We start from the raw sequence: 11,024 nt of genomic DNA on the forward strand, positions 1-11,024 counted from the left end.
GAAGCCGCGCCCTTGATGAAAAGGGCGAGCAGCCTAGCACACTGGGACGCTGCGAGCAGCTACCAGGCCGAGCGCTGGGAAATCGGCACCTTCAAGTCTTCTTCCGGGTGCGTGCCCATGCCGCACATTTCATCCTGCACCGACCAGTGCACCAGGTTCATCGAGACCAGGGGGATGGTTTGCAGCAGCTTGCGGGCATCTTCCACCGAATGCACGCGCAAGCGTTCACCGCGGGTGTCGGACAGTGGGTGAGCGTGGCCTTTGACCCGGGCCTCGAGCAGGTAGTCACCACCTTCGATGGCGATCAGGTTCAGTTCGTCGACATGGCCAGCCCTGGCCTCGGTATTGAGCTGATGCAGGTTCATGAGAGCACCTCGCGATGGGAACCACGCATGAGAGCTCATTTTTTGTACAGGAAGGGAGAATACACAAGGCAAGACTGACGCCGCTCGTCAGTTGAAAGCTGCGCGCCCCTTGTAGGAGCGCGCCAGCTGGCAGGACTCAGTGCTTGGTCAGCTTGTCGAGGTAGCCCATGCAGAACGCCGAGATCACGAAGGTCATGTGGATGATCACGTACCACATCAGGTAATCGGTGGAGATGTTCTGCGCATCCATGAACACCCGCAGCAGGTGAATGGACGAGATCGCCACGATCGACGCGGCAACCTTCATCTTCAACGACGAAGAGTCCATCTTGCCCAACCAGTTGAGCTTTTCCTTGCTCTCGTCGATGTCCAGTTGCGAGACGAAGTTCTCGTAGCCGGAGATCATCACCATCACCAGCAGGCCGCCCACCAGCGACATATCGATCAGCGACAGGATCACCAGGATCAGGTCGGCTTCGCTCAGGGCGAAGACGTTGGGCAGGACGTGGACCACTTCCTGGAAGAATTTCAACGCCAGGGCCAGCAGGCCGAGGGACAGGCCGAAGTAGATGGGGGCGAGCAGCCAGCGCGAGGCATACATCGCGTTTTCGAGGATACGTTCCATGAAGTTCAGGACTCATCAGGTGACTAGAAAAGCGACGGCGAGTATAGCCAGCCACCTGTTACAGCAAAAGCCCGGTGAATTGGGGGCTGCTTTGCAGCCCAATCGCCGGCAAGCCAGCTCCCACCTCGACCGCATAGGCCTCAAACCCTGTGCAAATACCTGTGGGAGCCGGCTTGCCGGCGATGAGGCCAGTCCAGGCAATACAAGACAGTTGCTCCCACAGGGGATCACTGACCTATGGCCTGTGTTTTACCTGTGGGAGCTGGTTTGCCAGCGATGAGGCCTTCAGGTCTCCGGATGAAACTGGTAATCCCCCAGGTTCCGGCAGCGCTCGCCATTGATCCGCCGCAACTGCGCCTGCAGGTGCAAGCACCAGATCTGCGGGTCCTCGGCCACCTGGTACCCATGCAGGGTCAAGCTGTCGACAATGGCATTGAGCACCGACTCGGCCACCAGCGGCCCGTGGAACGGCCCCTGGGCCTTGATCGCGGAGGGTTGTTCACCGGCCATGCCGGCGGCGAACAGTAGCGTCCACATGCCGTTGTCCCCGGCCAGCGGGCGAATACTGCATTCGATGCGGGTCACCAGGCCCAGGCACTGGCGTGTGAGGCTGAGGTTGCGCATGGCCGCGTCCCCTCCATAGAGCCTTGTTCAGCCTGAAAACCTCAGGCTGTTTCCATCCTGAACGCTGATACTGTCCTAAGTTCCAGCATAGAAGAACAGTACAAAAAGATGGAAAACCGGCGCTAAACGGTAGCACATCGCCTTCAGCGCCGGCTTATTGACTCAGGCCGGCTTGGCCTGGGCAATCACCTCCTCCAGGCGCTCCTTTTCCGCCTTCTCGATGTCTTCCTCGCTGATCATCTCGGCGATTTCACGCAGGCGCTCCACCACCCGGGCATTGACGCTGCCCTCGACGAACTGGCCCTTGTCGTCCATCCCCCCTGCTTCCTCCCCCACCAACAGGCTCAACGCCTCGTCGGCCTGGCTGACCGCGTAGACATGGAACATGCCGCTCTCCACCGCCTGCAGCACACGCTCGTCGAGCATCAGGGTGGCTACGTTGGCACGCGGAATGATCACCCCTTGCTCGCCGGTCAGGCCACGGGCCTCGCACAGGCGGAAGAAGCCTTCGATCTTCTCGTTGACCCCGCCCACCGCCTGCACTTCACCGAACTGGTTGATCGAACCGGTAATGGCGAAACACTGCTTGAGCGGCGTACGCGACAAGGCCGAGATCAGCGTACAGGCTTCACCCAGCGAGGCGCTGTCACCGTCCACATAGCCGTAGGACTGCTCCAGGGCGATGCTGGCGGAAATCGCCAATGGGAACTCCTGGGCATAGCGGCTGCCCAGGTAGCCGGTGAGGATCATCACGCCCTTGGAGTGGATCGGCTGGCCGAGGTTGACCTCGCGCTCGATGTCGACGATGCCGCTGCCGCCCGGGTAGACGGTGGCGGAGATACGCGCCGGCATACCGAACGCCGAGTCGCCCACTTCCAGCACGGTCAGGCCGTTGCACTTGCCGATGGCCGCGCCTTCGGTGTCGATCAGGATGATGCCGGCCAGCATGTCGTCCAGCACCCGCTGCGAAACACGGCCGGTGCGGGTGGCTTTGGCCCTGAGCGCGCGTTCGATGTGCCCGGCATCAGTCATTTCGTCGCTGGCCAGCTGACGGATGAAATCGGCCTCGCTGACCAGCTGGAACAGGTCGCCGATACGCGCCGACAGCCGCGACTGGTTCTCCGCCAGGCGAGCGCTGTAAGTGGCCAGGCGTGCCACCGCGTCACTGGTCAGCGGCGCCATGCCCTCCTCGTTGGTGCGGGTGCGCAACAGCTGGGCGAACTGCTCCAGGTTCTCGTCGACCATGGGCATGTCTTCGTCGAAGTCCACCAGCACCCGGAACATCTCCTGGAAGTCCGAGTCATGGTCCTGCAGCGCGTAGTACAGCTGGCGTGAACCGATGATGATCAGCTTGATGTTGAGCGGGATCATCTGCGGCGTCAGGCTGACGGTGGCCACCCGGCCCAGCTCGCCCAGTGGCGATTCCATCTTCAGCTTGCGCGACTGCAGGGCACGCTTGAGCGCGTCCCAGACGAACGGCTCACCGAGCATTTTCTCGGCTTCGAGGATCAGGAAGCCGCCATTGGCCCGGTGCAAGGCGCCCGGCCGCAGTTGCCGGTAGGAGGTATACAGGGCGCCCTGGTCGGTGCTGTATTCGATACGGCCGAACAGATTGTCGTAGGTTGGGTGCGGCTCGAACACCACCGGCGCGCCACCGTCGGCGTGGTGGCCGACCACCAGGCTGGGGGCGTATTGCTCTTCGAGCAGCTTGCGCGCCACCGCGTCGGTCTTGCTGTCATCGACCAGTTGCTCGACCAAGGTGCGCAGCAGGTTCAACTGCACCGACTGCAGGTAGGCGCAAACCGCCGCGTTCTCTGCGTACTTTTCCGACAGCGGCGCCAGCAGCGGTTGCAGGGCCAGGGTGATGGTTTCTTCGTTGAGCTGGCGCAACTGGTTGTTCGATTCGCGCTTCCACTGCGGCAAGCTGGCCAGCTCTTCGTTCAGGCGTTCCTCGAGCTGGGCGATGTCCTCGTGGAACTGCTCACGCACCTCTTCCGGCAACTGGGCGAATTCAGCCTCATCCAGCGCCTTGCCGTCGGCCATCGGGGTGAAGGCGACGTTGCTGGCGTCGCGGTACAAGGCCACGTCCTTTTCCAGCGAGGCGCGCTCGATCACATCTAGGGCACGGTCGTAGCGCTGGTTGAAGGCGCGGTCGATGGCCCCTTTCTTCTGCTGGTACGACGGGTGCTCGAACACCGCCGGGAAGGTCGACAACAGGTTGTCGATCAGCCCGTTCATGTCGGCGATGAACGCCCCGGCGCTGCCAGAGGGCAATTCCAGCGCGCGGGGTTCGCGGGTGTCATCGAAATGGTTGACGTAGACCCAGTCGGCCGGGGTCTGCTGGCGCTTGCCCTCGGCCTTGAGGTAGCGCTTGACGAACGAGAAACGGCCGGTGCCGGGCTCGCCCATCACGTACACGTTGTAACCGGGGCGCGGCATGGCCACGCCGAACTGCAGGGCCTCGACAGCACGTTCCTGGCCCAGGACTCCGCGAAACGGTTCCAGATCGTCGGTGTGGGTAAAGGCAAACTGCTCGGGCGAGAAACGCCGGGTCAGGGCTTCAGGCGCGAGACGCAGGCGCGCAGCGACAGGATCGGGCATTGGGTTTCCTTACTTCGGCGGGGCAGATACGCAGCATTCTGGCGCTGCCCGCGCGCGCCTTGCAAGGCTCGGCAGGACTTTATGTCGCAGCCAGTGCGGGTCATATAGCAGCAAATTTTTCGCAATCAACAACGCAACCTTTAGATCGTGCCTAAACTCCAAGCTGCGCGGGTGGGTTGAAATGCTTTCCCGACCTGGCAACCGAGTTGCCAGAAACCCTGACCCTTGGTTAAGTCAAATAGAGAACAAATGCTATGAAACGGATTCTTCTGGGTACTCTGTTCACCGTGGCTTCGTTGAACGCTATGGCCGAAGCGCCAGGCGGCCCGAACTGCGGCTGGGGCAACTTGCTGTTCGAAGGCCAGCGCGGCACTCCGGCGCACTTCCTGGCATCCACCACCAACGGCACCTCCGGTAACGCCACCTTCGGCATGACCTCCGGCACCAACGGCTGCTCCACCAAGGCTTCGCTGACCTACGGTGGCAAGTCCTGGTTCGCCATGAACGGCATGATGAACGAACTGTCCGAAGACATGGCCATGGGCCAGGGCGAAGCACTGACCACCTATGCCGTGGTCCTCGGTGTGGCCCCGGAAGACCGTGGCTACTTCGCATCGGTCACCCACCAGCACTTCAACCAGATCTTCAGCAGTGCCGACGTCACTGCCGAAACTGTCCACAGCAACACCTTGGCCGTTCTGAAAAACGACCCACGCCTGGCCAAATACGCAACCGAGGCCTAAACGCAGTTGCTCCCGCCCCACCTGTGGGGCGGGTTTCGCCTTTTTCGGCATCGTCAAGAAGTAGTTGCCCGATATGCTCAAACGCCTCGCTTTCCTGGCGCTGTGCGCCTGCGCCCCTGTTCATGCCGCGCCTGTGCTGGATCACGGCCGTCTCCAGCAATTGGCCAACACCCCTTACTGGATTGCCCTGGGCCACTATGAAACTGCCAAGCTAGGTGGCTGGCGCAGCTATGTGGACGATGATGCGTTCTTCCTCGCCGAGGACGGCGCGCACCACCCCGACCAGGAACTGCAAGCCACGGTCGAAGCGCTGTACGCCCCAGCCAGCCTCGGCGACAAGCATGCCCAGTGCGTGTTCCCGGCGCGCACCCGCTGGCTGCGCGAGCAGCTTGGCCTGCAGGGCCTGCCGCAACCGGACTGCCAGGAATTCAAGACCTGGTACCAGTCGATCGACCCGCACAGTGCCGCGCTGATCTTCCCGGCGGCCTACCTGAACAGCCCGTCTTCGATGTTCGGCCACACCTTGCTGCGCATCGACCAGTCCAATACCCGCAGCGACGACACCACGCTGCTGAGCTACGCGATCAACTTCGGTGCCTACATCGAAGGCAGCGACAACAGCATTCTCTATGCCTGGAAGGGCCTGATGGGGGGCTACCCGGGCCTGTTCGCGCTGATGCCCTACCAGGAAAAACTGTCCGAATACCGCAGCCTGGAAAACCGCGACCTGTGGGAGTACCAGCTGGACCTGACCCCGGAAGAAACCGGGCGTATGGTCGAGCATGTGTGGGAGCTGAAACAGATCCAGTTCGACTATTTCTTCTTCGACGAAAACTGCTCGTATCGCCTGCTGGAGCTGCTGCAAGTGGCCCGGCCGAGCCTGGACCTGACCTCGCAGTTCCCGTTGACCGCCATCCCTACCGACACAGTGAAGGCGGTGAAGCAGTCCGGCATAGTCGCCAGCGAAACTTACCGCCCCTCGCGCGAACGTGAGCTGCTGGCCCGTGCCGAGCCGCTGGACCACAACGAAAAGCGCCAGGTACTGGCCGTGAGCGCCGACACTGCACAATTGCAGAGCGCCGAATTCAAAGCCTTGCCCCGCGAACGCCAGGCGTTGGTACAGGATGCCGCGTATCGCCTGGAACGATACCGGGCCAATGGCCAGGAGCGCGACCCGGGCCAGGCAAAACGCAGCTTCGAGCTGCTGCGGGCGATCAACGGCAACCCGCCGCCGCCGCTGCAGGTCGAGCGCCCGGGCCTGCCGGAAGACGGCCATGACTCACGTACCTGGCAACTGGGCGTGGGCAGCCGTGAGGACCGCGCCTACGCCGAGTACGGCCTGCGCATGGCCTACCACGACCTGAATGACAACGCCTATGGCTTCCCGCTGGGCGCACAGATCGAGATCCTGCAACTGAAGGTGCGCCAGTACGAAGGCAATGACTGGCAAGTGCAGCGCCTGGACCTGGCCACCATCCGCTCGCTGACGCCACGCAACGAGCTGCTCAAGCCCTGGTCGTGGCAGGTGGCCGGCGGGCTGGAGCGGGTGCCGGGCAAGCATGATGACGAGGTGCTGGTCAGCCATGTGAATGGCGGGGCCGGTGGCACCTGGCAGTTGGCCGACGGCCTGCTGGGCTTTGCCCTGGGCACGCTGCGAGTCGAGCATCACAACGACTTCGCCCAGTTCATCGCTCCGGCGGCGGGCTTCAATGGCGGGCTGCTGTGGCGTAACGGGCTGGGCAACATGACACTGGAGGCCAAGGGCGACTACTTCACCAACGGCGAGGTGCGGCGCAGCGTGAGCCTGAACCAGCAGTGGGAAATCAGCCAGAATCTGGGGGTGCGCTTGAGTGCTTCGCGGCAGTTCAGCCACCTGGCTACGGCGCAGAATGAAGTGATGCTGGAACTGAAGTGGTATCACTACTGAAAGTTGCCAGTACAGGCAATACAAGACAGTTGCTCCCCCAGGGCTCCCTCAGGCTTCAAGGCCGGTGCAGTAGTCGCAAACGGACATTCCTTGAAACCTGTGGCCTGCCATGATGGTCCCTTGCACAAGGAGGCCCTGCATGAGCCGAGCATTCGTCAACGAAGACCAGGCCGCCGCCCAGGCCGAGCAACCGGTTGAGCGGCGCGTCAGCGAGCAACCCAACTATGTGACTGCCAGTGGCCTGCGCCAGTTGCAGGAACGCGTGGCCGCGCTGAATGCCTTGCGCAGCGAACTGCAGGCGCAGGGCGAGCGTGGTGACAAGCAGCGGCTGGCGGATGCCGAACGCGACCTGCGCTATTTCAGCGCACGAGTGCAGAGTGCCCAGGTGGTGCCGGCGGCGACTTCACGCAGCAAGGTGCAGATTGGTAGCCGGGTGCGGTTTGTCGATGCGCAGGACCAGGAGCATGTGGTGCGGCTGGTGGGCGAGGATGAGGCGGATGCCGGGCGGGGGTTGATCAACTGGGGGTCGCCGCTGGGGCGGGCGTTGCTCGGCGCGGAGCCGGGGGATGAAGTGGTGTGGCGGCGGCCGGTGGGCGAGCAGGTGATCGAGATCATCGAGATCGAGGGTGAACCCTAAGGGGGCCGCTATGCGGCCCATCGCCGGCAAGCCAGCTCCCACAGGTACGCCGCAGGTCTCGAGGGCAGTGATCCCTGTGGGAGCTGGCTTGCCGGCGATGGGGCTGCATCGCAGCCCCAAAGGTCTCGAATCAGACCACGCCTTGCGCCAACATCGCATCAGCCACTTTCACGAAGCCAGCGATATTCGCACCTTTGACGTAGTTGACGCGGCCATCGGCCTCTTCACCGTAATGCACGCAGGCATGGTGAATCGACTGCATGATGTTGTGCAGCTTGCTGTCCACTTCACCAGCGGTCCACAGCAGGCGCATGGCGTTCTGCGACATTTCCAGGCCCGACACGGCCACGCCGCCAGCGTTGGAGGCCTTGCCCGGGGCGTACAGGATGCCAGCCTCCAGGAAGATATCCACAGCCTCCAGGGTGGTTGGCATGTTGGCGCCTTCGGCCACGCAGATGCAGCCATTGCGCAGCAGGGTGCGAGCGTCTTCGGCGCCCAGTTCGTTCTGCGTGGCGCACGGCAGGGCGATGTCGCACGGCAGGCTCCACGGGGTCTGGCCCTTGCGGAACTCCAGGCCGTACTGCCCGGCCAGTTCGCTGATGCGGCCACGCTTGACGTTCTTCAGTTCCATCAGCGCGTCCCACTGGGCATCCGTCAGGCCAGCTTCGGCGTACAGGGTGCCTTCGGAGTCGGACAGCGAAATCACCTTGCCGCCCAGGTCCATGACCTTGCGCGCGGCATACTGGGCCACGTTGCCCGAACCGGAAATCGCCACGCGACGGCCATCGATACGCTTGTCCTGGCGCTTGAGCATTTCTTCGGCGAAGTACACGCAGCCGTAGCCGGTGGCTTCTGGACGGATCAGGCTGCCACCGTAGGCCATGCCCTTGCCGGTCAGCACCGAGGTGAACTGGTTGGCCAGGCGCTTGTACTGGCCGAACATGAAGCCGATTTCGCGGGCACCCACGCCGATGTCACCGGCCGGTACGTCGCAGTCGGCGCCGATGTGGCGGTACAGCTCGCTCATGAAGGCCTGGCAGAAGCGCATGACTTCAGCGTCGCTCTTGCCTTTCGGGTCGAAGTCCGAGCCACCCTTGCCGCCGCCCATGGGCAGCGAGGTGAGGGAGTTCTTGAACACCTGCTCGAAGGCCAGGAACTTCAACACGCTGAGGTTCACCGACGGATGGAAGCGCAGGCCGCCCTTGTACGGGCCGATGGCGCTGCTCATCTGGATGCGATAGCCGCGGTTGACCTGCACCTTGCCCTGGTCATCGACCCAGGACACACGGAACAGCACGGCACGCTCAGGCTCGACCATACGCTCGAGGATGCCCGATTGCAGATAGTGTGGATTGGCTTCAAGGAACGGCCACAGGGTGCGCAGCACCTCTTCCACCGCCTGGTGGAATTCCGGTTGGCCTGGGTCACGCTGCTGCAAGCGTGCAAGGAAATTGTCGACAGATTCGATCATGGTAGACATCTCACCAAGAGGATTGGACTTATTGGTTTTTTTCAGGAATGTACCAAGAAGCAATCGCACTGGAATAGGGCGATATGTCGTTTTTTTGAAATTATTTGGTGCGTTTTCTATAAATGTATACAAAACCGAGATTAGGTGGTGGCTTCTTCGCGGGCATGCCCGCTCCCACAGGTCTAGCACAAGTCCATAGATCACAGGATTCCTGTGGGAGCGGGCGCGCCCGCGAATGACGCCAGCACCGTTTTCCAGCCAGGCACAAAAATGGGGCCACCAAGGGCCCCATTCTTGTGCATCAATCAGCTGGCTTACTGGGCCAGCTTCTTGTGCCGTACACGGTGCGGCTGGGCAGCGGCATCGCCCAGGCGCTTCTTGCGGTCGGCTTCGTACTCGGTGTAGTTACCCTCGAAGAACACCACGTTCGAGTCGTCTTCGTACGCCAGGATGTGGGTAGCCACACGGTCCAGGAACCAACGGTCGTGGGAGATCACGATGGCGGCGCCCGGGAAGTCCAGCAGGGCTTCCTCCAGCGAACGCAGGGTTTCGACGTCGAGGTCGTTGGACGGTTCGTCGAGCAGCAGGACGTTGCCGCCCTCTTTCAAGGTCAGGGCCAGGTGCAGGCGGCCACGCTCACCACCGGACAGGTCCTTGACGAACTTCTGCTGGTCGCCACCTTTGAAGTTGAAGCGGCCAACGTAGGTACGCGACGGAATCTCATAGTTGCCGATGCGGATCATGTCGGAACCGTCGGAGATCTGCTGGAACACGGTCTTGGCACCGTCCAGGTCCTCACGGCTCTGGTCCACGCAGGCCAACTGCACGGTTTCACCGATCTCGATGCTGCCCGAGTCCGGCTGCTCCTTGCCCATCAGCATGCGGAACAGGGTCGACTTACCGGCACCGTTACCACCGATCACGCCAACGATGGCGCCCTTGGGCATGGCGAACGACAGGTTGTCGATCAGCACGCGGTCGCCGTAGCCCTTGGTGACGTTCTTGAACTCGATGACCTTGTCACCCAGGCGCGGGCCGGCCGGGATGTAGATCTCGTTGGTTTCGCTGCGCTTCTGGAATTCCTGCGACTGCATTTCTTCGAAGCGCTGCAGACGGGCCTTGGACTTGGACTGGCGGGCCTTGGCGCCTTTGCGCACCCACTCCAGTTCCTCTTTCATGGCCTTTTCGTGGGCGCTCTGCTGCTTGGATTCCTGCGCCAGGCGCTCGGACTTGGCTTCCAGCCAGCCGGAGTAGTTGCCTTCGTACGGGATACCGGCGCCGCGGTCCAGTTCCAGGATCCAGCCGGCGACGTTGTCGAGGAAGTAACGGTCGTGGGTAATCGCTACCACGGTGCCCGGGAAGTCGTGCAGGAAGCGCTCCAGCCAGGCCACCGAGTCGGCGTCCAGGTGGTTGGTCGGTTCGTCGAGCAGCAGCATGTCGGGGGCCGACAGCAGCAGGCGGCACAGGGCCACACGGCGCTTCTCGCCACCGGACAGGTGTTCGATGCGCGCGTCCCAGGCCGGCAGGCGCAGGGCGTCGGCGGCGACGTCCAGTTGGCGCTCCAGGTTGTGGCCGTCGGCGGCTTGCAGGATGGCCTCGAGCTTGGCCTGCTCGGCGGCCAGCTTGTCGAAGTCGGCATCCGGTTCGGCGTAGGCGGCATAGACCTCGTCCAGGCGCGCCTGGGCGTCCTTGATCACGCTGACCGCTTCCTCGACCACTTCACGCACCGACTTGTTCGGGTCCAGTTGCGGTTCCTGCGGCAGGTAGCCAACGTTGATGTCGGGCATCGGACGGGCTTCGCCGTCGAATTCCTTGTCGACGCCCGCCATGATCCGCAGCAGGGTCGACTTACCGGCGCCGTTCAGGCCGAGCACGCCAATCTTTGCGCCTGGGAAGAACGACAGGGAAATGTTCTTGAGAATTTCCCGCTTCGGCGGCACGACCTTGCTCAGCCGATGCATGGTGTAGACGTAAGAGCCTGTTTTGCCTGATTTGTCATTTTTTGACATGGTTTGATTCGCCTTTAATCCT

At 62.4% G+C, this 11,024-nt stretch carries 9 protein-coding genes; 3 read left to right on the forward strand and 6 right to left on the reverse strand.

Annotated elements, in window-relative coordinates; translation table 11 throughout:
• Nucleotides 1-59: 59 nt before the first annotated feature.
• The 4 genes from TZ03_RS04430 to TZ03_RS04450 form a co-directional block, all read right to left on the reverse strand.
• A complete protein-coding gene (locus tag TZ03_RS04430; protein WP_051095994.1) occupies nucleotides 60-365 on the reverse strand; it encodes a DUF6482 family protein in 306 nt (101 codons plus the stop codon).
• A gap of 136 nt (nucleotides 366-501) precedes the next feature.
• Nucleotides 502-990 carry a TIGR00645 family protein gene (locus tag TZ03_RS04435; RefSeq protein ID WP_012270428.1) on the reverse strand — a complete coding sequence of 163 codons (489 nt, stop codon included), beginning with the start codon at nucleotides 988-990 and terminating at the stop codon, nucleotides 502-504.
• A gap of 285 nt (nucleotides 991-1,275) precedes the next feature.
• Nucleotides 1,276-1,614: a hypothetical protein gene (locus tag TZ03_RS04445; RefSeq protein WP_003247487.1), complete on the reverse strand. Its 339-nt coding sequence runs from the start codon at nucleotides 1,612-1,614 to the stop codon at nucleotides 1,276-1,278.
• A gap of 162 nt (nucleotides 1,615-1,776) precedes the next feature.
• On the reverse strand, nucleotides 1,777-4,215 hold the full coding sequence (locus tag TZ03_RS04450; protein WP_051095996.1) for a Lon protease family protein: 2,439 nt from the start codon (nucleotides 4,213-4,215) through the stop codon (nucleotides 1,777-1,779).
• Between the two features lie 254 nt (nucleotides 4,216-4,469).
• Here TZ03_RS04450 and TZ03_RS04455 point away from each other — a divergent pair, with 254 nt between their 5' ends.
• From TZ03_RS04455 to TZ03_RS04465, 3 genes are all read left to right on the forward strand, one after another.
• Nucleotides 4,470-4,958, forward strand: a complete 489-nt coding sequence (locus TZ03_RS04455; RefSeq protein ID WP_051095997.1) for a DUF3015 domain-containing protein — start codon at nucleotides 4,470-4,472, stop codon at nucleotides 4,956-4,958.
• A gap of 73 nt (nucleotides 4,959-5,031) precedes the next feature.
• Nucleotides 5,032-6,885 carry a DUF4105 domain-containing protein gene (locus tag TZ03_RS04460; protein WP_051095998.1) on the forward strand — a complete coding sequence of 618 codons (1,854 nt, stop codon included), beginning with the start codon at nucleotides 5,032-5,034 and terminating at the stop codon, nucleotides 6,883-6,885.
• Between the two features lie 139 nt (nucleotides 6,886-7,024).
• Nucleotides 7,025-7,522, forward strand: a complete 498-nt coding sequence (locus tag TZ03_RS04465; protein WP_051095999.1) for a GreA/GreB family elongation factor — start codon at nucleotides 7,025-7,027, stop codon at nucleotides 7,520-7,522.
• 130 nt (nucleotides 7,523-7,652) lie between these two features.
• Here TZ03_RS04465 and gdhA read toward each other — a convergent pair whose 3' ends face one another.
• Nucleotides 7,653-8,993 carry an NADP-specific glutamate dehydrogenase gene (gene gdhA / locus TZ03_RS04470; RefSeq protein ID WP_051096000.1) on the reverse strand — a complete coding sequence of 447 codons (1,341 nt, stop codon included), beginning with the start codon at nucleotides 8,991-8,993 and terminating at the stop codon, nucleotides 7,653-7,655.
• Between the two features lie 314 nt (nucleotides 8,994-9,307).
• Nucleotides 9,308-11,002 (reverse strand): energy-dependent translational throttle protein EttA, encoded by a 1,695-nt coding sequence (gene ettA / locus TZ03_RS04475; protein ID WP_152645369.1) that lies wholly within the window; start codon nucleotides 11,000-11,002, stop codon nucleotides 9,308-9,310.
• Nucleotides 11,003-11,024 lie beyond the last annotated feature (22 nt).

The sequence above is a fragment of the Pseudomonas sp. 10-1B genome (assembly GCF_000935045.1).
Taxonomy (GTDB): Bacteria; Pseudomonadota; Gammaproteobacteria; order Pseudomonadales; family Pseudomonadaceae; genus Aquipseudomonas.

Coding starts and splice junctions, on each gene's coding strand:
- TZ03_RS04450 (WP_051095996.1), bottom strand. CDS start 4,215: ATGCCCGATCCTGTCGCTGCGCGCCTGCGTCTCGCGCCTGAAGCCCTG.
- TZ03_RS04455 (WP_051095997.1), top strand. CDS start 4,470: ATGAAACGGATTCTTCTGGGTACTCTGTTCACCGTGGCTTCGTTGAAC.
- TZ03_RS04460 (WP_051095998.1), top strand. CDS start 5,032: ATGCTCAAACGCCTCGCTTTCCTGGCGCTGTGCGCCTGCGCCCCTGTT.
- TZ03_RS04445 (WP_003247487.1), bottom strand. CDS start 1,614: ATGCGCAACCTCAGCCTCACACGCCAGTGCCTGGGCCTGGTGACCCGC.
- TZ03_RS04435 (WP_012270428.1), bottom strand. CDS start 990: ATGGAACGTATCCTCGAAAACGCGATGTATGCCTCGCGCTGGCTGCTC.
- gdhA (WP_051096000.1), bottom strand. CDS start 8,993: ATGATCGAATCTGTCGACAATTTCCTTGCACGCTTGCAGCAGCGTGAC.
- TZ03_RS04430 (WP_051095994.1), bottom strand. CDS start 365: ATGAACCTGCATCAGCTCAATACCGAGGCCAGGGCTGGCCATGTCGAC.
- TZ03_RS04465 (WP_051095999.1), top strand. CDS start 7,025: ATGAGCCGAGCATTCGTCAACGAAGACCAGGCCGCCGCCCAGGCCGAG.
- ettA (WP_152645369.1), bottom strand. CDS start 11,002: ATGTCAAAAAATGACAAATCAGGCAAAACAGGCTCTTACGTCTACACC.